The 21,193-nt window shown below is 65.3% G+C and carries 22 protein-coding genes; 19 read left to right on the forward strand and 3 right to left on the reverse strand.

Features of this window, described 5'->3' with window-relative positions:
* The first annotated feature begins 63 nt into the window (after positions 1 to 63).
* Complete coding sequence (locus tag BRX37_RS07250; RefSeq protein ID WP_318276629.1) at positions 64 to 1,623, forward strand: hypothetical protein; 1,560 nt, start codon at positions 64 to 66, stop codon at positions 1,621 to 1,623.
* On the opposite strand, the gene BRX37_RS07255 is transcribed toward BRX37_RS07250, so the two are convergent.
* Together BRX37_RS07255 and BRX37_RS07260 are read right to left on the reverse strand one after the other, a co-directional pair.
* On the reverse strand, positions 1,597 to 2,217 hold the full coding sequence (locus tag BRX37_RS07255; RefSeq protein WP_318276630.1) for a methyltransferase domain-containing protein: 621 nt from the start codon (positions 2,215 to 2,217) through the stop codon (positions 1,597 to 1,599). The genes BRX37_RS07250 and BRX37_RS07255 overlap by 27 nt on opposite strands.
* A gap of 77 nt (positions 2,218 to 2,294) precedes the next feature.
* Positions 2,295 to 3,320: a glycosyltransferase family 2 protein gene (locus BRX37_RS07260; protein WP_069336642.1), complete on the reverse strand. Its 1,026-nt coding sequence runs from the start codon at positions 3,318 to 3,320 to the stop codon at positions 2,295 to 2,297.
* Positions 3,321 to 3,563: 243 nt separating this feature from the next.
* Here BRX37_RS07260 and BRX37_RS07265 point away from each other — a divergent pair, with 243 nt between their 5' ends.
* The 7 genes from BRX37_RS07265 (at position 3,564) to BRX37_RS07295 (ending at position 10,275) form a co-directional block, all read left to right on the forward strand.
* Positions 3,564 to 5,096 (forward strand): TadA family conjugal transfer-associated ATPase, encoded by a 1,533-nt coding sequence (locus BRX37_RS07265; protein ID WP_004210759.1) that lies wholly within the window; start codon positions 3,564 to 3,566, stop codon positions 5,094 to 5,096.
* A 79-nt stretch (positions 5,097 to 5,175) separates the two neighbouring features.
* Entirely contained in the window at positions 5,176 to 5,901 is a 726-nt protein-coding gene (locus BRX37_RS07270) for a hypothetical protein (RefSeq protein WP_318276631.1), read from the forward strand.
* 46 nt (positions 5,902 to 5,947) lie between these two features.
* Positions 5,948 to 7,171 carry a glycosyltransferase family 4 protein gene (locus tag BRX37_RS07275; RefSeq protein WP_125986074.1) on the forward strand — a complete coding sequence of 408 codons (1,224 nt, stop codon included), beginning with the start codon at positions 5,948 to 5,950 and terminating at the stop codon, positions 7,169 to 7,171.
* A complete protein-coding gene (locus tag BRX37_RS07280) occupies positions 7,168 to 7,704 on the forward strand; it encodes a sigma-70 family RNA polymerase sigma factor (RefSeq protein WP_318276632.1) in 537 nt (178 codons plus the stop codon). The genes BRX37_RS07275 and BRX37_RS07280 overlap by 4 nt, the downstream gene beginning before the upstream one ends.
* Positions 7,697 to 8,422: an anti-sigma factor family protein gene (locus BRX37_RS07285; protein WP_125986075.1), complete on the forward strand. Its 726-nt coding sequence runs from the start codon at positions 7,697 to 7,699 to the stop codon at positions 8,420 to 8,422. The genes BRX37_RS07280 and BRX37_RS07285 overlap by 8 nt, the downstream gene beginning before the upstream one ends.
* An 87-nt stretch (positions 8,423 to 8,509) precedes the next feature.
* Positions 8,510 to 9,316 carry a class I SAM-dependent methyltransferase gene (locus tag BRX37_RS07290; protein ID WP_010338569.1) on the forward strand — a complete coding sequence of 269 codons (807 nt, stop codon included), beginning with the start codon at positions 8,510 to 8,512 and terminating at the stop codon, positions 9,314 to 9,316.
* A gap of 53 nt (positions 9,317 to 9,369) precedes the next feature.
* Positions 9,370 to 10,275 (forward strand): DMT family transporter, encoded by a 906-nt coding sequence (locus BRX37_RS07295; protein WP_125986076.1) that lies wholly within the window; start codon positions 9,370 to 9,372, stop codon positions 10,273 to 10,275.
* Here the strand turns inward: BRX37_RS07295 and BRX37_RS07300 are convergent.
* Positions 10,272 to 10,703, reverse strand: a complete 432-nt coding sequence (locus tag BRX37_RS07300; protein WP_017500508.1) for an OsmC family protein — start codon at positions 10,701 to 10,703, stop codon at positions 10,272 to 10,274. The two genes, BRX37_RS07295 and BRX37_RS07300, sit on opposite strands and share 4 nt — an antisense overlap.
* Positions 10,704 to 10,789: 86 nt before the next feature.
* On the opposite strand from BRX37_RS07300, the gene BRX37_RS07305 reads away from it, so the two are divergent.
* The 11 genes from BRX37_RS07305 (at position 10,790) to BRX37_RS07355 (ending at position 21,190) form a co-directional block, all read left to right on the forward strand.
* Positions 10,790 to 11,155: a PRC-barrel domain-containing protein gene (locus BRX37_RS07305; RefSeq protein ID WP_004210742.1), complete on the forward strand. Its 366-nt coding sequence runs from the start codon at positions 10,790 to 10,792 to the stop codon at positions 11,153 to 11,155.
* A 174-nt stretch (positions 11,156 to 11,329) separates the two neighbouring features.
* Positions 11,330 to 11,998: an RBBP9/YdeN family alpha/beta hydrolase gene (locus BRX37_RS07310; RefSeq protein ID WP_010338566.1), complete on the forward strand. Its 669-nt coding sequence runs from the start codon at positions 11,330 to 11,332 to the stop codon at positions 11,996 to 11,998.
* Between the two features lie 110 nt (positions 11,999 to 12,108).
* Entirely contained in the window at positions 12,109 to 12,297 is a 189-nt protein-coding gene (locus BRX37_RS07315; protein WP_004210739.1) for a YezD family protein, read from the forward strand.
* A 167-nt stretch (positions 12,298 to 12,464) separates the two neighbouring features.
* A complete protein-coding gene (locus BRX37_RS07320; protein WP_122927856.1) occupies positions 12,465 to 14,924 on the forward strand; it encodes a TonB-dependent receptor in 2,460 nt (819 codons plus the stop codon).
* 102 nt (positions 14,925 to 15,026) lie between these two features.
* Positions 15,027 to 15,899 carry a 3-methyl-2-oxobutanoate hydroxymethyltransferase gene (gene panB, locus BRX37_RS07325; protein ID WP_004210735.1) on the forward strand — a complete coding sequence of 291 codons (873 nt, stop codon included), beginning with the start codon at positions 15,027 to 15,029 and terminating at the stop codon, positions 15,897 to 15,899.
* 74 nt (positions 15,900 to 15,973) lie between these two features.
* The gene (locus tag BRX37_RS07330) at positions 15,974 to 16,672 is read left to right on the forward strand and encodes a tetratricopeptide repeat protein (RefSeq protein ID WP_004210734.1); all 699 of its coding nucleotides are present in this window, start codon (positions 15,974 to 15,976) and stop codon (positions 16,670 to 16,672) included.
* Positions 16,673 to 16,680: 8 nt separating this feature from the next.
* Positions 16,681 to 18,030: a PQQ-binding-like beta-propeller repeat protein gene (locus BRX37_RS07335; RefSeq protein ID WP_206434129.1), complete on the forward strand. Its 1,350-nt coding sequence runs from the start codon at positions 16,681 to 16,683 to the stop codon at positions 18,028 to 18,030.
* Positions 18,031 to 18,062: 32 nt separating this feature from the next.
* Complete coding sequence (der, locus tag BRX37_RS07340) at positions 18,063 to 19,427, forward strand: ribosome biogenesis GTPase Der (RefSeq protein WP_010338561.1); 1,365 nt, start codon at positions 18,063 to 18,065, stop codon at positions 19,425 to 19,427.
* Positions 19,417 to 19,653, forward strand: a complete 237-nt coding sequence (locus BRX37_RS07345; protein ID WP_010338560.1) for a sulfurtransferase TusA family protein — start codon at positions 19,417 to 19,419, stop codon at positions 19,651 to 19,653. The genes der and BRX37_RS07345 overlap by 11 nt, the downstream gene beginning before the upstream one ends.
* A gap of 55 nt (positions 19,654 to 19,708) precedes the next feature.
* Entirely contained in the window at positions 19,709 to 20,140 is a 432-nt protein-coding gene (locus BRX37_RS07350) for an Hpt domain-containing protein (RefSeq protein WP_004210730.1), read from the forward strand.
* Between the two features lie 45 nt (positions 20,141 to 20,185).
* The gene (locus BRX37_RS07355) at positions 20,186 to 21,190 is read left to right on the forward strand and encodes an LLM class flavin-dependent oxidoreductase (protein WP_026109036.1); all 1,005 of its coding nucleotides are present in this window, start codon (positions 20,186 to 20,188) and stop codon (positions 21,188 to 21,190) included.
* Positions 21,191 to 21,193 lie beyond the last annotated feature (3 nt).

Consider the following 21,193-nt stretch of genomic DNA (forward strand, 5'->3'; position numbering starts at 1 on the left):
TGCCAGACGAACGGACCAAGGGGCGCGCTTCGCGCCCCTTTTTCTTGTGAGTGCCGCCCGCCGATGACCGCCCTCGCCGCCAAGACCGCTGTTTCTGCGCCACCGGCCGGCTCTGGCGGCCTGCTCGCGCACACCGTTCCGGCCGGCTGGCTGATCGCCGCGCTGTTTGCCTGGCTCGGCCTCGACCAGTTGCTGCTCTGGCGCTTCCTGGATGTCGCCCCGTCCTGGGCCTATCCCCTCGCCCTGCTGCTGATCGGCGGGCTGTGCACCGTCATGCTGCGCACCATGCCCGACCGATCGGGGCCGAGCATCGGCACGCTGCTGCTATGCACGGGGGTCTCTCTGCTGCTGCTGATGCTCGGCGGCGAAGGCCGGTTCTTCTATGCCAATGTCGACTGGCAGGTGCGGCTCGCCGCGCTTCGCGACATGGCCGTCAATCCCTGGCCCTTCGTCTATACCGAACGGGCTGTCCCCGACCTGTTGCGGGCGCCGATCGGCATGTTCCTCGCCCCTGCCCTGCTCTACAAGGCGCTGGGCGTGCGCGCGGGCGATATCGCACTGCTGGCGCAAAATGCCCTGCTGCTGGGCCTGACTCTCGCGCTTGCCGCGCAACTGTTCGACGGCCGGCGCGGTCGATTGGTCGCGCTGCTCGTCTTCCTCGGCTTCAGCGGCCTAGACGCGATCGGCGACCTGCTCCTCAACGGCCGGCTGGGCGACCATCTGGAGGACTGGATCGGCCTCCAATATTCCTCGACCATCACCCTGGCCTTCTGGGTTCCGCAACATGCCATGTCCGGCTGGATCGGGGCGATGGGCTATCTGCTCTGGCGCCGCGAGCGATTGCCATTGGCGCCCTATCTCGCGCTGCTGCCGCTGACGGCCTTATGGTCCCCGCTCGGCCTGATGGGCGCGATGCCCTTTGCCGCGCTGGCCGGCATCCGTACCCTGGCGGCGCGCCGGCTGCGTATCGCCGAAATGCTGCTCCCGGCTCTGGCCAGCCTGTTGGCCGTCCCGTCCCTTCTCTATCTCGGCGCGGCATCTGGCGCGGACGTGGGACTGCGGTTCCAGCCGATTCCGCCGCTGCAATGGCTGATGTTCCAGGGGATCGAGACCCTGCCCTATCTGCTGCCGTTGCTGTTGGTCGCCCGACCGTCGCGATTTGGCCGAGACACGCTCTGGCTGGCCTTCGCCTGGCTGATGCTGATCCCGTTCGTGCAGATCGGCTGGTCGATCGATTTCATGGCGCGGGCATCCATCACCGCGCTGGCCATCCTGACAGCGATGCTGGCCGATGAACTGGGCAATGGGAACGAACGGCGCACCTGGCTGATCGCCATGCTGCTGATCGGCAGCCTGACGGGGCTGGCCGAAATCCGCCGCGCGCTTGTCCATCCGCCTGCGCCCGAAGTGCGCTGTTCGGTATCGAAGGCGTGGGATCAGACCTTTGCCGCCTTCCCCAAGGGATCCTATTTCGCGCCCCTGCCCGCCATGCCCGCCCTGGTGCGACCGGCAAGGCCCACACCTGTTCCTGCCAGCGAACCAGCCCGGTGCTGGGACGGACTATGGTTCAGTCCGCATAATTTCCGGCAGCCAGGATCAGGCGGAGAGAATCGCGTAAAGTGACAGGCCGATCGGGAAATTGATGCGGCCCAGCATGTGGCGTTCGGCCGCGAACACCTGTTGCAGCGAGCGATTGAGCCAGGGGGCCGGGCGGGCATCGAGCGGTGCTTCCCGCCGAAGCAACTGATGCGCCATCCGCTGGGCAACGGCGAGCGGGAACAACAGGCTGTTGAAATAGCCCGATGCCTCAACCCGCAAGCCGGCCGCCGCGGCGACGCCAGCAAGGCCATCATGGGTATAGCGGCGCTTGTGATGGTGCAGCACGTCATGATCGGACCATAGCCAGGGAACCGCCGGCACGGTGACGAGCAGTCGCCCGCCTGCCGCAAGCCGGTCGCGCAGTGCGGTGAGCGACGCTTCATCCTGGTCGACATGCTCCAGCACGTCGAGCAGGGCGATCAGGTCATAGCGCCGATCGCCGAAGCCGACCTTCTCCGGCAAGGCGCCTGCCTCCACGGTGGCGACGCCCCGCGCGGCCGCGATGGCCCGTGCTTCGTCATCATATTCAAGCGCATCGACGCTACCATGCTGCGCCAGAAGCGCCAGATTGCCGCCGGTACCGCAGCCGGCTTCCAAGATGCGGGCGTCATCGGGCAAGGCGACATGATCGCGGATCAGGCCATCGATGATGGCGCGGCGGGCGACGAACCACTAATGTTCGCCCTCCTGAGCATTCATGCTCGTATAGGCTGAGCGGTCCATTCTTCGTCCCTTTCCAGTTGATCGAGCGTCGGGGTCGCGGCGCCCCCGACGTTGCGCGCCCCGGCATCGGCGGCGACGATATATAGTGGCCGCTGCCGCACCTCGCGGGCGATCCGCCCGACATATTCGCCCATGATGCCCAGGCTGAGCAGGTTGAGCCCGCCAAGGCCCAGGACGGCAACCATCATCGAGGCATAGCCGGGCACGTCGACGCCGGTCGCCAGCGTATGCACGACCAGAAAACCGGCATAGGCAAAGGCGATGAGCGCGATCGCGCCACCGACATAGGACCAGATGCGCAGTGGCATGGTGGTCGATGCGGTGATGCCGTCCACGGCTAGGGACCAGAGCTTGCCCAGTCCCCATTTGCTGCGTCCGGTTTCCCGCCGCGCCCGGACATAATCGACCGTCGCGACCCGGAAGCCGATCCAGGAAAACAGGCCCTTGTTGAACCGGGCCTGTTCCCCCAATTGCTTGACGACATCGACGGCCTGCCGGTCAAGCAGGCGGAAATCACCGACATTTTCGGGGATGGGATAATCGGACAGGCGGTTGAGCAGCGCATAGAAGCCCCGCGCGCTCCAGCGCTTGAACCAGCTGTCGCTCGATCGATCGGCCCGCCGCGCATTGACCACCTGGGCACCAGCGAGCCAGAGGCGAACCATGTCGACGATCACTTCGGGCGGATCCTGCAGATCGACATCGATCGGGATGACCGCGTCTCCGACAGCATGGTCGATGCCGGCCGCCAGGGCGGCCTCCTTGCCGAAGTTGCGCGACAGCCGGACATAGCGCAGGTCCGGGTTGAACCGCGACAATATCTCCAGCACGTCACCGGTGCGGTCCGCGCTGCCATCATCGACGAACAGATATTCGGCGCGCGCGTCGGCGCCGATCAGGGACAGCGCCTCATCCACTGCAGGCCGCGCCGCATCAAGGAAAAGGGAGATGCCATCCTGTTCGTTGAAAACGGGAATGACGATGGACAAGGTTCGCATGGCACCGAAATCCTGAAAGCCTGCAATCCCTATCGGCGAGATTGGTTAATGTCGGGTAACCGTGCCCCGCCCTTCGCCCCGATCCGGCACGACGCCATCCTTGCCGGCGATCCGCGATCCTCAGAATGGGCGCCGGCGCATTAGCCATTTGTCAAAGTTTCCAGCTTATTCACCTTCTCCAGCCATGGTGAATCGGCCCATTTTGGGGTGGCTGGCCCGATCGCAGAATTCCGGCGGAGAGTTATGAGCGCATTTGGACGGAAAAATGGACCTGCCGGCATCAAGCCGGGTTTCGGCGTCGCCCGACCGATGCACAGCGGCGGCGCAGCGCGCGAGGAGGCCCCGCGCGGCGGCGAGCAGTTCCCGCCGCTCGATCTGGCCGCCCTGCCCGGCGAAATTCCGCTCGATCCGTTGTCGGCCCCGACCAGCCAGATGCAGCGCAATGCGGACGCCATGTCGCGCCTGTCGGAACGCGCCAATGCCGAACATGTCGCCGATGCCGGTCCGCAAGGGTTCGAGGCGTCGGTTCACAAGATCAAGGAACAGGTGCTTCCCCGCCTGCTCGAACGCGTCGATCCCGAAGCGGCCGCGACCCTCACCAAGGATGAACTGGCGGAGGAATTCCGGCCGATCATCATGGAAGTGCTGGCCGAGCTGAAGCTGACGCTCAACCGGCGCGAGCAGTTCGCGCTGGAAAAGGTGCTGGTCGACGAGCTTCTGGGCCTTGGCCCGCTCGAGGAATTGCTGGCCGACCCGGACATCAGCGATATCATGGTCAACGGTCCCGAGCAGACCTATGTCGAAAAGAAGGGCAAGCTCCAGATCGCGCCGATCAAGTTCCGCGATGAAGAGCATCTGTTCCAGATCGCACAGCGCATCGTGAACAAGGTCGGCCGCCGCGTCGACCAGACCACGCCGCTGGCCGACGCCCGCCTGCCCGACGGTTCGCGTGTCAACGTGATCGTGCCGCCGCTCAGCCTCAAGGGCACGGCCATCTCGATCCGTAAATTCTCGGCCAAGCCGATCACCATCGACATGCTCGCCCAATGGGGCGCGATGAACCAGAAGATGGCGACCGCACTCAAGATCGCCGGTGCCTGCCGTTTCAACATCGTCATTTCGGGCGGTACGGGTTCGGGCAAGACGACGATGCTCAATGCGCTGTCGAAGATGATCGATCCGGGCGAGCGCGTGCTGACCATCGAGGACGCGGCCGAACTGCGCCTGCAGCAGCCGCACTGGCTGCCGCTCGAAACCCGCCCGCCCAACCTGGAAGGCCAGGGCGCGATCACCATCGGTGATCTCGTCAAGAACGCGCTGCGTATGCGCCCGGACCGCATCATCCTGGGCGAAATTCGTGGTGCGGAATGTTTCGACCTGCTCGCCGCGATGAACACCGGCCATGACGGCTCCATGTGTACGCTGCACAGCAACAGCCCGCGCGAATGCCTGGGCCGTATGGAGAACATGATCCTGATGGGCGACATCAAGATCCCGAAGGAAGCCATTTCCAAGCAGATTGCCGACTCGGTCGACCTGATCGTCCAGGTGAAGCGCCTGCGCGACGGTTCGCGCCGCGTCACCAACGTCACCGAGGTGATCGGCATGGAAGGCGACGTCATCGTCACCCAGGAACTGTTCAAGTTCGAATATCATGACGAGGATGACAGCGGTAAGATCATCGGCGAATATCGCTCGATGGGCCTGCGCCCCTATACGCTCGACAAGGCCCGCATGTTCGGCTTCGATCAGCCTTTCCTCGAAGCCTGTCTCTGACCCTCAGGGAATAAAGGCTTCCGCTCCCGCGTAGACGGGGATGTGAATCCTCACATCCTCATCGCGGGAGCAGCCTTCCTTGTCCGTTCGATCCCTTTCGCGCCATGGCCTTGCCGCCATGGCGAGCGCCTTTCTGGGCGATGTCGCGCTGGCGTCCGACGCCTATCCCGACGTGCCCGAACCGATGATCTTCGACATGATGCGGCCGCTGGGCGCCAAGCGCGGCGAACTGGAGGTCAACACGCTGGCGACCGTTCCGCTGTCGGGCGATGACGACGCCGTCCATTGGGCGCCGGAAATCGAATATGCCTTTGCCGACGGCTTCGCGATCGAGGGCGAACTGCCCTTCGTCAACGGCCGGCTTGCTGAACTGAAGCTGGGTTTGCAGGCGAGTTTCGGCACCACCGGCGGCGGGCGCACCGGTCATGGCGTCCAATATCTCGGCATCTATGACCGCCGCGCCAAACAATATCGCAGCAGTTTCGCCTATATGGCGGCCCATCGCTACAACAACCGCTGGAGCAGCGTGACGATGGCAGGGCTTGCCGACGTCACGCTGTCGGGCGGCCATGGTCGCAATGGCGTGATCCTCAACCACTCAGCCTTCTATGACAGCCGCGAAGGGCAGGTCTTGGGGCTGGAGATCAATTATCAGGGCGGCAGCGAGGGCGGCCTGCTGCTGATGCCGCAATTGCACCAGCAACTGGGCGGCAATTTCGCCATGCAGGCAGGGCTTGGAGCGGAACGGCCGCGCGGCGATGTCTTCCGTCCCACCGCTGGCCTGCGCATCATTCGTCAATTTTAATTGCCCATCGATGGAATAGGCGCGATCCGACAAGCGTATGCGGGGCATGACGCTGCATTCCCCGCTCTCTTCCCTTCGCGCCCATATTCATGCCGCCCTGCCGGTCGCCACGGCGCCGACATCATCCCGGCCGCTGAAGATCGCGCTGTTTTCGGGCAATTATGATTGCGTGCGCGATGGCGCGAACCGGGCACTCAACCGCCTGGTCCGGCATATGCTGGACGAGCATAAGGCAGAGGTGCGCATCTATTCGCCGACCGCGCCGACGCCGGCCTTCGCCTCGGCCGGCGATGTCCGATCGGTGCGCTCGCTCTGCATCCCCGGTCGCCCGGAATATCGGCTCGCGATCGGCCTGACCCGTGCCGCCCGCGCCGATCTGGAGACGTTCCAGCCTGACATCGTGCATCTGTCCGCACCCGACCTGCTCGGCCGGCAGGCGCTGAACTGGGCGCGGCGCAACGCCGTGCCGACCGTCGCCAGCCTGCACACCCGGTTCGAGACCTATCTTGCTTATTATCGCCTCGGCTTCCTGCGCCCGAAGGTCGAGGCCTATCTCGATCGCTTCTATGGCGATTGCGACCGCATCCTCGCCCCGACCCCGCCGATTGCCGCGGACCTCGCCGCAATCCATGGCGCCGAGCGCATTGCCCTCTGGAGCCGGGGCGTCGATCGATCCGTCTTTCATCCGGCGATGCGAGATGAAAGCCTGCGCGCCCAGCTTGGCTATGCGCCCGACGATGTCGTGCCGCTCTTCTTCGGCCGGCTGGTCCGGGAAAAGGGACTCGATATCTTTGCCGACGCCATCATGGCGGCGCGCGCCAACGGCCTGTCGCTGCGCCCCCTGATCCTGGGCGATGGCCCGGCACGCGATGCCCTCGCCCGCCATCTGCCCAATGCCAGCTTTGCCGGCCATGTCGAAGGGGCACGTCTCGGCGCGCTGGTCGCCAGCGCCGACATCTTGGTCAATCCCAGCGTCACAGAAGCATTCGGCAACGTCAATCTGGAGGCGATGGCCAGCGGCCTTGCCGTCCTGTCGGCCGACGTCCCCAGCGCATCCGCGCTGATCGATAATGGCGTCAATGGACTGCTGGTCCCGCCGGGCGACGTTGGCGCCTATGCCCGCGGCCTGGCTTCCCTCGTCCGCGACACCGGCCTAAGGCGGCGGCTCGGCCGCGCGGCGGAGGCGACAGCAGGCGACTATCGCTGGGACCATGTCCTGGATTCGGTGGCGCGCGTCTATCGCGAACTGGCGGACGCCCCAATGGAATGATGTGGATGACGGGCAAGCGGACGGACATGGAAATGGAGGCGGACCTGCGCGCCATGCGCCGCTATGCCCGCGCCCTGTCGCGCGACCATGTCGTCGCCGACGATGTCGTGCAGGACGCCGTGATGCGCGCGATCGAACGGCGCGACCAGTTCCAGCCCGATCGCAGCCGCCGCCGCTGGCTGCTGGCCATCGTCCACAATGTCTTCATCTCGGCCAAGCGGCGCGAGGCTGCGGAAACACGCCGCAATCTGGCCTTTGCCCAGATCCAGGTCGATCATGCCGATCCCGAACAGGAGGTGCGCGCCGACCTGATGCAGGTCGCCCGCGCCTTTGCCGACCTGCCCGACCATCAGCGCGCCGTCATGCACCTGACCGTCGTCGAAGGGCTGAGCTATCAGGAAAGCGCCGACCTTCTGGGCATAGCGGTCGGCACGGTGATGTCGCGCCTTGCCCGCGCGCGGGCGACATTGCGACAGGACAGGGACAGGCAGCCGCGCGATCGGCTGCGCATCGTGGGAGGACAGGATGAGTGAGGATCCTTCGGAGATCGAACTGATGGCCTATGTCGACGGCCAGCTCGATCCCGGCCGGCGCTTTGCGGTGGAAACCCGCCTGTCGCGCCGGCCCGACCTCGCCGCGCAGGTGATGGGCGACCTCAGCGCCCGCACCGGGCTGCGCCTGTTGGCGCAGGACCGCGCGCCCCTGCCCGAAGCCATGGCGGCACAGGCGAGCGCGATCAGCCCGCCCGCCACGCGCCATCGTCGCTTTGCGATTGGCGCTGGCGGCGGCCTCGGCCTGCTGGCGGCAAGCTTCGTTGCCCTGCTCATGGTGCGCGACGGGCCGCCCGCCTATGTGGTCGATGCCGCAACCTCCCACCGCGTCGCCATGATCCGCGCCCGGATGCAGGGGCAGATCGAATCGCCCAGCTTCGACCCGCGCGAGATATTGGCCAGCACCCATATCGACATTCCCGGCCTGCCCGCCGACTGGCGCGTGACCGATGTCCAGCTCTTCCCCGGTGAACGCACGCCCGCGCTGCTGATCGCGCTGCGCACGCCCGAAGGGCGCGACCTGTCCATCTATGCCATGCACCGGCGCACCGACGCCCCAGAACGGCCGGATTCGGTGCGCGAGGGCGCCCAGTCGGTGGCCTATTGGCGGCGCGGCGACATGTCCTACGCGCTGACCGGCGAGGATGAACCGGCCGCGATCGACGCCACGGCGGAGTCGATCGCGGGCAGTTGGTCCTGACCAACCGGTCCATAAGCACCGGATTTCCTTGCCAGTGGGATGCGGGCACGGCACACCCTGCGCTCCAGATCCGTTGAGAGGTTGCCCATGTCCGCTTTTCCCCGCCGATCGATCGCGCTTGCCGCTGCCCTTGCCCTCCTGCCGCTGGGCGCGGCCGTCGCCCAGCATGCCGGCCATGGCGCCGATCCGGTGGCAGCCGCCATCGGCGCATCCAGCCGCACCCCGGCCAATGTCGCCCGCGACAAATATCGCCATCCGCAGGAAACGCTCGCCTTCTTTGGCGTGACGCCGACCCAGACGGTGGTGGAATGGGCGCCCAGCGGCGGCTGGTACACGGAAATCCTGGCGCCGCTGCTGCGCGACAAGGGCAGCTTCTACGCGCTGCAGCCGACCGGCCGCTATCTTGACGGCTACAAGAAGTTCCTGGCCGAAAAGCCGCAGGCCTATGACAAGGTGAAGCTGGTCGCCTATCCCGAGGAAGCCGCCAGCATCCCGGCCAACAGCGTCGACACCGTGCTGACCTTCCGCAATGTCCACAACATGGTCATGGGCGGCAGCGAGGATGCGACCTTCAAGGCCTTTTTCGCCATGCTCAAGCCCGGCGGCACACTGGGCATCGTCGACCATCGCCTGCCCGAAGATCGCGACACGGCGCTCGAAAAGAGCAGCGGCTATCTCAAGGTCTCGACCATCCGCCGCATCGCGGAAGGCGCGGGCTTCGAATATGTCGGCGCATCGGAAGTGAACGCCAATCCCAAGGACACGGCCGACTGGGAAAAGGGCGTCTGGACCCTGCCGCCCACGCTGCGTAACGGCGAAGTTGACAGGGCGAAGTATGTTGCGATCGGCGAAAGCGACCGCATGACGCTGAAATTCCGCAAGCCGCTCAAGTAAGAAACCCGACCCAGCCCGGTTGCGCCATCGCGTAACCGGGTTAAGGAAGCGGCGTGTCCAGCGCCGCCGCCCCGTCCCGCCCGCATCGCCCGCTCTTCGCCATCGGCCTGCGCCTGGTCGCGGTCATCTGTCTGGCGGTGATGTTCGTGACCGGCCGGGTTGCCGACGCCCATGGCGTCCATCTGGTCGAAACCCTCTTCTACCGTCAGGCGCTTGCCCTGCCCGTGGTCTTCGCCTGGCTGGCGATGAGCAGCGGCATCGGCGCCATCCGCACCCGGCGGATCAGCGTCCATGCAACCCGCATGGTCATCGGCCTCACCGGCATGGCGCTCAATTTCCTGTCCTATATCCTGTTGCCGCCGGCCGAGGCGACGACGATCGGCTTCACCATGCCGATCTTCGGCACGATCCTGTCGGCACTGATCCTGCGCGAGCCGACTGGTATCCATCGCTGGGCCGCGGTCCTGATCGGCTTTCTGGGCGTCCTCATCATGGTTCGGCCCGAAGGCGGCCATTTCCCGCCGATGGGCGTCGCCGTTGCCATCACCGCCGCGCTGGTGACGGCCAGCGTCAGCCTGGTGCTGCGGGAACTGGGCCGCACCGAAAGTGCCGGAGTCGTGGTCTTCTGGTTCACCGCCCTGTCGGTGCCGCCGCTCGGCATCGGCATGCTTTTTTATGGGCAGGCGCATGACGCGCAGACTTGGGGCCTGTTGCTGATGATCGGCCTGTTCGGCGGCATCGCGCAGCTTTGCCTCACCGCCGCGCTGCGCTGGGCGCCGGTGTCGGTGGTATTGCCGATGGATTATAGCTCGATCCTGTGGACCACCCTGCTGGGCTGGGCGATCTGGGGCGACTGGCCGATGTGGACCACCTGGATCGGCGCCGCACTGATCATCGCCAGCGGCCTCTATATCGCCTGGCGTGAACATCGCCACGCCAGGCGTATCGCGACGGGTTAGGCCAGCAGTTCCGCGTCCAGGCTGATATCAGCCTTCAGCAGTTTCGATACCGGGCATCCGGCCTTGGCCTTCGCCGCCAGTTCCTGGAAAGTCGCGTCGTCGGCGCCGGGGATCTTCGCCTTCAGCGTCAGCTTGCTCGCGGTGATGGCAAAGCCGCCCTCCTGCTGCTCCAGCGTGACGACCGCGCTCGTCTCCATCTTTTCCGCCGTCAGTCCGGCTTCGCCCAGGATCAGCGACAATGCCATGGTGAAGCAGGAGGCATGGGCCGCCGCGATCAGTTCTTCCGGATTGCTGCCCGGCATGCCCTCGAACCGGGTGGCGAAGCCATAGGGATAGGCGTCGAGCGCGCCGCTCTGGGTCGAGATCGTGCCCTTGCCGTCCTTGAGGCCGCCGCTCCAGGCCGCCGAACCGCTGCGATTGATCTTCATGCCGATGCTCCTTGCTGTGAAGCGGAGGAACCCCAGCGGTTCCCCATGGTTGCATCAGAATAGAATGTTTTTGCAGGAGAGTGACAATGGCCGAGATGATGAGCGCGCATCGCCATGACCTGATCGCGTCCGACCGGGTCGAGGGCACCGCCGTCTACAACCGCCAGGGCGACAGGCTTGGCAAGATATCCCATTTCATGGTCGACAAGCGCAGCGGCCATGTGCGCTATGCGCTGCTGTCCTTCGGCGGTTTCCTGGGCATGGGCAATGAACATTATCCCCTGCCCTGGTCGATGCTGGCCTATGATATGGACAAGGGCGGCTATGTGATCGAACTGGCCAAGGAGGTGCTGGAACAGGCGCCCCATTATCTGGACGAGGACCGGCCGGCCTTCGACGATGCCTATGGCCGCAACGTCTACCAATATTATGGGCTGATCTACCCCTGGTAGCTTTTCCCTGCCCGTTCAGGGGCTTGATGCGGGCGCGCGGCCATGGGGTCGACGCGCCCGTTTATCTGCCATTCAGGTTGCCCAGATTCTGACACATTTCGGCGCTCACCCATTGTCTACCAGATGAATAGTATTATTTTGGGAGGCTCAGAATATAGGACGAGGATAAGGATAATGGAGCGATTCGGACATTCGGGTGACGCGCGCCAGCCGGTCGTGCTGACCATCCCCGGCCTCAACAACAGCGGCCCGGATCATTGGCAGACATTGTGGGACAGCGGACGCGGCGATTGCCAGCGCGTCGACCTGGGCAGCTGGGCCAGCCCCAATCGCAATGCCTGGGTCACGCGGCTCGACGCTGCCATTCGTCAGGCGGATGGGCCGGTCATCCTGGCGGCGCACAGCCTGGGCTGCCTGGCCGTCGCCTGGTGGGGCGCCCTGCAAAGCCAGGCCTATGGCTGGCCGGTGACCGGCGCGCTGCTGGTCGCGCCGCCCGATTGCGACCGGATGGAAACGCCCGAGACGATCGGCGGATTCGGCCCGACGCCGCGCACGCCCCTGCCCTTCCCGTCGATTCTCGTCGCCAGTCGCAACGACCCCTATATCTTCTTCGAACGCGCCCACAGCATCGGCAAGAATTGGGGCAGCCAGTTCGTCGATGCCGGCCATAGCGGCCATATCAACGCGGATTCGGGGCTGGGCGCCTGGGGCTTTGGCCAGGCGCTGCTGGAACGGCTGATCGACAATGCGCAGGAACAGGCGTCCGCCGTGCGCCAGATGCGCCCGGCCATGCCGATGGCGCGGCTCGATCGCCCGTCCGACGGGCTGCGCATGACCAGCTGATATCGGCCCCAGACATCGCCGGGGCGCGACAAGAGAATCTTGCGCGCCCCTTATATTTGCTTTTTTGTCTACTAATGCAGTTGAGTTAAAACGCGGCCAGAGGGATGAACATGACCGAACATAGAACCATCGAACTTCGCCACAGCCGCGCCGAAGGCCAGCGCCCCGACATCATCGCCAGCATCGACAAGGTGCGCGACGTACTGGAAGGGCTGCGCTTCGGCTCCATCACATTGACCGTCCATGACGCCCGCGTCGTGCAGATCGACGTCACCGAAAAGACGCGCCTGACCGCCTGACCGATCAAGGGAGGGCAAGCGCATAGATCAGGGCATGTCGGGGATGGCATGCCGATGCGGCACTGGGGACGCCGCATCACCAGAAACGACCCCAGCACGGCTTTGACCGGACCACCGGAAACGCCGCGATCAAAACTCACCGGACCTCCGGAACCAAGGGGAAGAACATGATTGCGCGTTTTCTGTTGCTCGCCAGCGTGGCGAGCGCGTCATTTGTCACGCCTGCCGCCTTTGCGGCCGAAGCGGCCCAACCCGCTGCCGCCGATGACCAGCAGGCCAGCAGCCCGCGCGGCGACGTGATTGTCGTCACCGCCCGCCGCCGTCAGGAAACCGCGCAGGAAGTGCCCCTGGCCATTTCCGTGGTGAAGGGCGACAGCATCGAGGCGACCGGCAATTTCAACATCGTGAAGCTGCAGCAGCTCGCACCGACGCTGCAGGTCTACACCACCAATCCACGCAACACCTCGGTCAACATCCGCGGCCTTGGCGTGCCGTTCGGCCTCACCAGCGACGGCTTCGAACAGGGCGTCGGCATCTATGTCGACGATGTCTATAACAGCCGCGTCGCTGCCGCGACCTTCGACTTCCTCGACGTCAACCAGGTGGAAGTGCTGCGCGGTCCGCAAGGCACGCTCTATGGCAAGAACACCACGGCGGGCGCGATCAACATCACGACCAACCAGCCGACCTTCGACTTCGAGGGGCGCGCCGAACTGACGGTCGGCAACCTCAATTACAAGCAGGCGAAGGCCGCCATTTCCGGCCCGCTGACGGACACGATCGCCGCCCGCATCGCCGTCGCCGCCACCAGCCGCCGCGGCACGCTCTACAATGTGACCAGCCAGCGCTGGATCAACGAGCAGGACAATCTGGGCATTCGCGGCCAGTTGCTGTTCCAGCCGACCGAGGATTTCAGCCTCACCTTGTCGGGCGACTATAGCAAGCAGGATCCCGAATGCTGCGGCACCACCTTCGTGCGCGTCGGCAAGACCCAGCGTCCGCTCAATCGCCAATATGATGCGCTGGCCGCTGCCCAGGGCTATGTCGTGCCCAGCCGCAACCCCTATGACCGACTGACCGACCTCGATTCCAACCTCAATGCCGGCAACAAGATTGGCGGCGTGTCGGCCAAGATCAAATGGGATGTCGGCCCCGGCACGCTGACCTCGGTCACCGCCTGGCGCTTCTGGGACTGGAAGCCGGAAAATGACCGCGACTTCACCGGCCTGTCGATCGTCTCCAAGTCGCAGAACCCCTCGCAGCAGGACCAGTATAGCCAGGAATTCCGCTATAATTACGAAAGCAAGGACATCGACTTCGTCGTCGGCCTGTTCGGCTTCAAGCAGCGGATCGACACCCAGGGCACCGAACAGCAGGGCGAAGATGCGGCCCAGTGGAGCCTTGCCCCCTCGACCGACCCGACCAACCCCGCCAATATTCCGGCCACTCTGGCCGGCCTGACCGCCAGCAACACGCAATGGCTCAAGGCCGACAGCGCCGCCCTGTTCGGGCAGCTCAGCTGGAAGGTCACGGATGCCCTGACCATCCAGCCCGGCGTGCGCCTGAACTATGACAAGAAGTCCGGTTTCTACCAGCGTGTCGTCACCAATGCGCAGGGCCAGGCCATCAGCTGCACCACGGTTGCGGAGCCCGGCACCATCAAGGGGACGACGCAACAGTGCGGCGTCTATCAGCCGCAGGTCAGTTCCCCGTCCGACAGCGCCTGGAACTTCACCTATGACTTCAACGTCAATTACAAGATCGCGCCGGACGTGCTGGCCTATGCGACCTATGCGAAGAGCTTCAAGACGCTGGGCATCAACCAGAATGGCCTGCCGCTCAACGCCGACAACACGGTCAATTATGACGCCAGCACGGTGAAGCCGGAATCGGTCAATCATTATGAGATCGGCCTCAAGACCCAGTTCCTGGATCGCCGGGCGACCTTCAACCTCACCGCCTTCCGCACCGACATCAAGAATTTCCAGGCGACCGTGAATGGCGGCCAGTTCGGCACGGTGCGCGGCTATCTCGCCAATGCCGGCAAGGTGCGCTCGCAGGGGATCGAGGCGGATTTCAAGATCGTCGCCAGCGACCGCTTCACCGCCTATGCCAATGGCGCCTTCACCGACGCCAAGTACAAGAAGTTCGTCGACGCCCCCTGCCCGCCCGAATTGTCCGGCGGCACCTATCAGCCGTCGGGCGCCACCCCGGATTATTCGCAGCCCGGCGTCCCCGGCGCGCTCAGCCCGCGCCAGTGCGACATTTCGGGGCAGAACCTGCCCGGCGTGTCGAAATGGGCCTTCTCCTACGGCGCGGAATATAACATCCCGGTCACGCTGCTGGCGAAGGACGGGCAGCTTTATCTGGGCGTCGACGGCAATTACCGTTCGCACTGGAACAGCAATGCTTCGCCATCCATCTACACCGAAGTGAAGGGCTATGCCCTGACCAACGTCCGCGCCGGCTTCCGCGGCGAAGGCTTCGATGTGTTCGGCTGGGTGCGCAACGCCTTCGACGTCAACTATATCGAAAATCTTCAGGTCGCGCCGGGCAATACCGGCCTGATCGCCGGCCAGGTCGGCGATCCGCAGACCTGGGGCGGCACGATCAAATTCTCCTTCTGATCCGATCGGACACGGACAGGACGGCCGGCCGGCGCGTGCATCATGCCGCGCCGGCCGGTCCGGCATTTGCACGCCGCCCCGCGCTGGGCTAGACCGCGCCCCATGTCCACGACCTTCACGCTCGACACCGCGACCAGCCGCGCCAATCCCACGCCCGCGCCGATGAAGCGGCTGACCGTGCCCCAGATCCAGCGCCGCAAGTTCGAGGGCAAGACCGACGAGCCGCTGGTGATGCTGACCGCCTATACCGCGCGCCAGGCGCAACTGCTCGATCCGCATTGCGACATGCTGCTGGTCGGCGATTCGCTGGCGCAGGTCATCTATGGCCTGCCCTCCACCCTGCCGGTCACGCTCGACATGATGATCGCCCATGGCGCCGCCGTGGTGCGCGGCAGCTATCACAGCGTCGTCCTCGTCGACATGCCCTTCGGCTCCTATGAGGCATCGCCGCAGCAGGCCTTTGCCAGCGCCAGCCGGGTCATGGCCGAAACCGGCTGCGCCGGCGTCAAGCTGGAAGGCGGCGAGGCGATGGCGGAGACGATCCGCTTCCTGACCCAGCGCGGCATCCCGGTGATGGCCCATATCGGCCTGACGCCGCAGGCGGTGAATGCGCTGGGCGGTTATGGCGCGCGCGGCAAGAGCCAGGAGGAACATGCCAAGATCCTGGGCGACGCCAAGGCCGTGGCCGCTGCCGGCGCCTTCGGCATGGTGGTCGAAGGGGTGATGGAGGAACTGGCCGACATCATCACCACCAGCGTCGACATACCCGTGATCGGCATCGGCGCATCGGCCCGGTGCGATGGCCAGGTGCTGGTGGCGGAGGACATGCTGGGCATGTTCGAACGCACCGCCCGCTTCGTGAAACGCTACGCCAACCTTGCCGAAACGATCAGCCAGGCGGCAGAAAGCTATGCCGCAGAGGTGCGCAATCGCAGCTTTCCGGGCGATGATCAGGTCTATCGGCCGAAAAAGTGATTTGCGAGTCTCTGCCACGCCGCTAATGATCCCGCCTTCCGGCTGCCCCTACTGACCATTTTTCGGAGATTCCCGTGGCCCTGACGCCGCAAAACAGCGAAGCCTTCATGCGGGAGGTCGATGACGCCGTCCGCCAGGACCAGCTCCTGACCTTTTGGCAGCGTTATGGCCGCGCCCTGGCCGTCCTGCTGATCGTCGGCCTCGCCGCCTTTGGCGGCTGGCTCTACTGGCAGCATTACAGCAAGACCCAGTCGGAAGCCGTGTCCGAACAGATGGACAAGATGCTGGCGACTGCGGTCGGCGGCGGCACACCCGATGCCAAGGATGTCGATGCGCTGGCGAAGGCCAGCCAGCCCGGCTATCGCGCCTCCGCCCTGCTGGTGAAGGCCGGCCTCGCCGCGCGCAAGGGCGACAACAAGGCCGCGATCGAAGCCTATAAGGCAATGGCGGCGGACAGCTCGCTCGACCAGCCCTATCGCGACCTGGCCCTGATCCGTCAGACCACGATCGAATTCGATGCGCTCAAGCCGCAGCAGGTGGTCGACCGCCTCAAGCCCCTCGCCGTCGAGGGTGCGCCCTGGTTCGGCAGCGCCGGCGAACTGGTTGCCATCGCCTATATGAAGATGCGCAAGCCCGAACTGGCCGGCCCGATGTTCGCGGCCATGGCCAAGGATGAGAATGTGCCCCAGTCGATCCGTTCACGTGCGCGACAGATGGCGGGGCTATTGGGAATTGATGCGGTCGAAACGCCCGCCGAACCGGTACAGGGATAAGCAAGCGCATGGCTAAGCACAGCATCACGAAATTCGGCCCGATGGGCCGTACCCTGACCACCGTCGCCCTGGTTGCGATGCTGGCGGGCTGCGGCGTGGTCGGCGGCAAGAAGGGCGGCCCCAAGACCCCGGTGGTCGGCAACCGCACCTCGATCCTGTCCAACGAGCAGGGGATCGAAGTCGATCCGACCCTGGCCGACGTGCCCGTCGCCCTGCCCGAATCCTACGCCAATGACCAATGGTCGCAGCCCGGCGGCGATCCGTCCAAGGCGATGGGCCATCTGGCGCTGGGCGCATCGCCGCAGCAGGCCTGGACCGCATCGATCGAAGGCAGCACGCCCCAGGCGCGCCTGGCCTCCGCCCCCGTCGTGTCCGGCGGCAAGCTGTTCGTGATCGACGCCGGCGCCCATGTCATCGCGATGGATGCCAACACCGGCCAGAAGCTGTGGCAGACCAGCCTTCCGGCCGAAGGCAATGGCCGCGCCCTGTTCGGCGGCGGCGTCAGCGTCCTGGGCGACAAGCTATTCGCCAGCACCGGCGTCGGCGACGTCGTGTCGATGAATGTCGCCGATGGCTCGATCGGGTGGAAGGTCCATCCCGGCGGCCCGCTGCGCGGCGCCCCGACGCTGGAAAATGGCCATGTCTATGTGATGGCCCAGGACAACCAGATCTTCGCCCTCAACCAGAGCGACGGCGCGACCCAGTGGACCGACAGCGGCACGCTGCAGGTGACCGGCATTTTCGGCGTGGCCGCTCCGGCCGCTGCGCAGGGCACGGTGATCGCGGGCTATAGCTCGGGCGAAATCAACGCCTATCGCTATGAAAATGGCCGCACCCTGTGGGGCGATGCGCTCTCGCGCACCAGCATCTCCACCGCCGTCGCCTCGCTGACCGACATCGACGCCGATCCGGTGATCGACCGCGGCCGCGTCTTCGCGATCGGCCAGGGCGGCCGCATGGCCTCCTATGAACTCACCAGCGGCCAGCGCCTGTGGGAAATCAACATCGCCGGCATCTCCACCCCCTGGATCGCGGGTGAGTGGGTGTTTGCCGTCACCAGCGATGCCAAGCTGCTCTGCGTCGCCCGCGCGACCGGCAAGATCCGCTGGATCAGCCAGCTGCGCCGCTGGCAGAAGGAAAAGAAGAAGGACAAGGCGATCCGCTGGACCGGCCCGGTCCTTGCCGGTGGCCGCCTGATTCTGGTATCGACCCATGGTGATCTGAACTATGTCGATCCGGCGACCGGCACCATCCAGCAGGCAGTGGACATGAACAAGTCCATGTCGCTCTCGCCGGTGGTCGCCAACAACATGCTCTACATCCTTGCCGATGACGGCAAGCTGACGGCGCTGCGTTAAGGGCAGCGATAGAAAGGAAACGGGCCCACATCATGCTGCCCACAGTTGCCATTGTCGGGCGGCCCAATGTGGGCAAGTCCACCCTTTTCAACCGCCTGGTCGGCAAGAAGCTGGCGCTGGTCGATGACCAGCCCGGCGTCACCCGCGACCGGCGCGAGGGCGAGGCTCATCTTCTGGGCCTCGACTTCACCATCATCGACACCGCCGGCTATGAGGATGAGGATCCCCACAGCCTGCCCGGTCGCATGCGCATGCAGACCCAGGCCGCGGTCGAGAATTGCGACGTCGCCCTGTTCATGGTCGATGCCCGCGCCGGCATCACCCCGCTGGACGAGGAAATCGCCCGCTGGCTGCGCGAGGGCGATGCCCCGGTGATCCTGGTCGCCAACAAGGCCGAGGGCAAGGCGACCGAAGCCGGCGTCATGGAAGCCTTCATACTGGGCCTGGGCGAACCTATCCCCTTCTCCGCCGAACATGGCCAGGGTCTGGCCGACCTGTTCCAGGCGCTGCTCCCCTATCTCGAACGCGAGGATGGCGAGGAGCATGAGAAGGAATTTTACGAGGACGAGGAGAGCGCGCCGCTCAAGCTCGCCATCGTTGGCCGTCCCAATGCCGGCAAGTCGACTCTCATCAACCGGCTGCTTGGCGAAAACCGCCTGCTGACCGGACCGGAAGCCGGCATCACCCGCGACAGCATCGCCGTCGACTGGATGTGGACCAGCTATGAGGGCGAGGAACGCCCCGTCCGCCTGATCGACACCGCCGGCATGCGCAAGCGCGCCAAGGTGCAGGACAAGCTGGAAAAGCTGGCCGTTTCCGATGGCCTGAACGCCGTGAACTTCGCCGAAGTCGTGGTGCTGCTGCTCGACGCCACCCGCGGCCTGGAGGCGCAGGATCTGCGCATCGCCGACAAGGTGCTGGAGGAAGGCCGCGCCCTCATCGTCGCCCTCAACAAATGGGATACGGTGGAACATGGCTCGGCCCTCTATCAGGGCATCAAGCAGGCGCTGTTCGACGGCCTGGCGCAGGTCCGCGGCGTGCCGATCATGACCGTGTCGGCCGCCACCGGAAAGGGGCTCGATGACCTGATCAAGGTCGCGTTCGAAACCCGCACCGCCTGGTCGCAGCGCATTTCGACCGGCGTGCTCAACCGCTGGTTCGAAGCCGCGCTGGAGGCCAATCCGCCGCCGGCACCGGGTGGCAAGCGGATCAAGCTGCGCTACATCACCCAGAACAAGACGCGCCCGCCGACGTTCGTTCTGTTCGGTACGCGGCTCGACGAACTGCCCGAAAGCTATCGTCGCTATCTGGTGAACGGCATCCGCAAGGAACTGGGCTTCGGCGCCGTGCCGGTGCGCCTGACGCTGCGCAGCGCCAAGAACCCCTATGCCAAATGAGGCGGGCGGCCCCGATGCCGCCCCCTCTCATGTCGACGCCAGGGGCATGAAATGTCCCTGGCCCGTCCTGCGCGCCGCCCGAGCGATGCGTGACGCAGATCATGTGACGATCGATGCCGACGACGCTATCGCCCCGCGCGAACTGGCAGCGCTGGCGCAGCAGCATGGATGGCAATTTTCCGCCCTTTCCCCGCAGCGTTTCGCGCTCAGCAAGGTGCCGGCTTAACCGGCTGTTTACGCCCGCCGGTTAATCTCGCGAGCGTCAGGAAAGGAGTGCGCAGGTGCCCGAACACGCTACCGAGCTGGTGGACTGGAACGATTTTGCCCGGACCCGCACGGAGCTGGGTACGGCCTTCATGCGCATTCTGGGCTATTTCCGCGAAGATGGTGAAAAGGCGATCGGCACCATCGAGCAGGCCTTTCGCGACCGCGATGCCGTCTCCCTCGTCCGTCCGGCTCATACGCTGAAGGGCGAATCGGCTCAGTTCGGCGCCCATCGGCTCAGTGCCATGGCCGAGGAGATCGAAATGGTCGCACGCCGCTGCGTCGAATTTCGCGAGAGCCCGGACGAACTGATCGAGACCGTGGTGGCGCTGCGCCCCTGCTTTACCGAGACCATGGCCCTGCTCGATCGCGACGCCAATCCGCTGGTCGCGCGCCGTCCCACCTTCGGCCGCCGCGTCGAACCGCAGGGCTTTGGTCGCGCCGGCTGATATTCGGTATTGAAATAAAACTGACCATGGCCCCATATGGCGGCCATGACCCGCTTCTCCGTCCTTGATCTCGTCCCTGTCCGCGAAGGCAGCGACGTGTCCGCCGCCCTTGCCGACGCTGCCGATCTGGCCGCCCATGTCGAAGCATTGGGCTATCACCGGCTCTGGGTGGCCGAACATCATGGCATGCCCGGCATCGCATCGGCCGCCACGGCCGTCGTGCTCGCCCATATCGGCCAGGCGACATCGTCCATCCGCATCGGCGCTGGCGGCATCATGCTGCCCAACCACGCGCCGCTGCTGATTGCCGAACAGTTCGGCACGCTCGACGCGCTGTTCCCCGGCCGCATCGACCTGGGCCTGGGCCGCGCGCCCGGTTCCGACCAGAAAGTGTCGCAGGCCATCCGCCGCAGCCTCAGCGGCGGAGCAGACCAGTTCCCTCGCGACGTGCTCGAACTCCAGGCCTATTTCGCCGGCGACGATCGGCTGGGCATTCAGGCCACGCCGGGCGAAGGCGCCAATGTGCCGCTCTGGATTCTCGGATCCAGCCTCTACGGCGCGCAACTGGCGGCCGCGCTCGGCCTGCCCTACGCCTTTGCCTCCCATTTCGCCCCGGCCGCGCTGGACGAGGCGCTGGCCATCTATCGCCGCGACTTCCGCCCTTCGGCCCAGCTTGACCGCCCCTATGCCATGGCCGGCTATAATATCTTCGCCGCCGATAGTGCGGCGGAGGCGGAACTGGTCGCCAGTTCGATGCAGCAGGCCTTCGTGCGGCTGCGCACCGGCCAGCCCGGCAAGCTGCAACCGCCGCTGGCAGGCTATTATGACAGCTTGCCAATGCAGGCGCGGGCGATGCTGTCCGATGTCCTGAGCGCCTCCAGCATCGGCACCCAGGCAGATGTCGAGCGCGACCTGGCCGCCTTCATCGATCGCACCGGCGTGGACGAGGTGATCATCGCTGCCCAGATCTTCGATCCGGCGGCGCGCAAGCGCAGCTATGAAATCGCCATGGCAGCGGCGCAGGCGATCGCCGCCCGCGAACTGGCCTGATGC

This window comes from Sphingomonas sp. S-NIH.Pt3_0716 (assembly GCF_003950715.1).
Taxonomy (GTDB): domain Bacteria; phylum Pseudomonadota; class Alphaproteobacteria; order Sphingomonadales; family Sphingomonadaceae; genus Sphingobium; species Sphingobium yanoikuyae_A.

Coding starts and splice junctions, on each gene's coding strand:
- BRX37_RS07250 (WP_318276629.1), top strand. CDS start 64: ATGACCGCCCTCGCCGCCAAGACCGCTGTTTCTGCGCCACCGGCCGGC.
- BRX37_RS07260 (WP_069336642.1), bottom strand. CDS start 3,320: ATGCGAACCTTGTCCATCGTCATTCCCGTTTTCAACGAACAGGATGGC.
- BRX37_RS07265 (WP_004210759.1), top strand. CDS start 3,564: ATGAGCGCATTTGGACGGAAAAATGGACCTGCCGGCATCAAGCCGGGT.
- BRX37_RS07275 (WP_125986074.1), top strand. CDS start 5,948: ATGACGCTGCATTCCCCGCTCTCTTCCCTTCGCGCCCATATTCATGCC.
- BRX37_RS07280 (WP_318276632.1), top strand. CDS start 7,168: ATGATGTGGATGACGGGCAAGCGGACGGACATGGAAATGGAGGCGGAC.
- BRX37_RS07285 (WP_125986075.1), top strand. CDS start 7,697: ATGAGTGAGGATCCTTCGGAGATCGAACTGATGGCCTATGTCGACGGC.
- BRX37_RS07290 (WP_010338569.1), top strand. CDS start 8,510: ATGTCCGCTTTTCCCCGCCGATCGATCGCGCTTGCCGCTGCCCTTGCC.
- BRX37_RS07300 (WP_017500508.1), bottom strand. CDS start 10,703: ATGAAGATCAATCGCAGCGGTTCGGCGGCCTGGAGCGGCGGCCTCAAG.
- BRX37_RS07305 (WP_004210742.1), top strand. CDS start 10,790: ATGGCCGAGATGATGAGCGCGCATCGCCATGACCTGATCGCGTCCGAC.
- BRX37_RS07310 (WP_010338566.1), top strand. CDS start 11,330: ATGGAGCGATTCGGACATTCGGGTGACGCGCGCCAGCCGGTCGTGCTG.
- BRX37_RS07315 (WP_004210739.1), top strand. CDS start 12,109: ATGACCGAACATAGAACCATCGAACTTCGCCACAGCCGCGCCGAAGGC.
- BRX37_RS07320 (WP_122927856.1), top strand. CDS start 12,465: ATGATTGCGCGTTTTCTGTTGCTCGCCAGCGTGGCGAGCGCGTCATTT.
- panB (WP_004210735.1), top strand. CDS start 15,027: ATGTCCACGACCTTCACGCTCGACACCGCGACCAGCCGCGCCAATCCC.
- BRX37_RS07335 (WP_206434129.1), top strand. CDS start 16,681: ATGGCTAAGCACAGCATCACGAAATTCGGCCCGATGGGCCGTACCCTG.
- der (WP_010338561.1), top strand. CDS start 18,063: ATGCTGCCCACAGTTGCCATTGTCGGGCGGCCCAATGTGGGCAAGTCC.
- BRX37_RS07345 (WP_010338560.1), top strand. CDS start 19,417: ATGCCAAATGAGGCGGGCGGCCCCGATGCCGCCCCCTCTCATGTCGAC.
- BRX37_RS07355 (WP_026109036.1), top strand. CDS start 20,186: ATGACCCGCTTCTCCGTCCTTGATCTCGTCCCTGTCCGCGAAGGCAGC.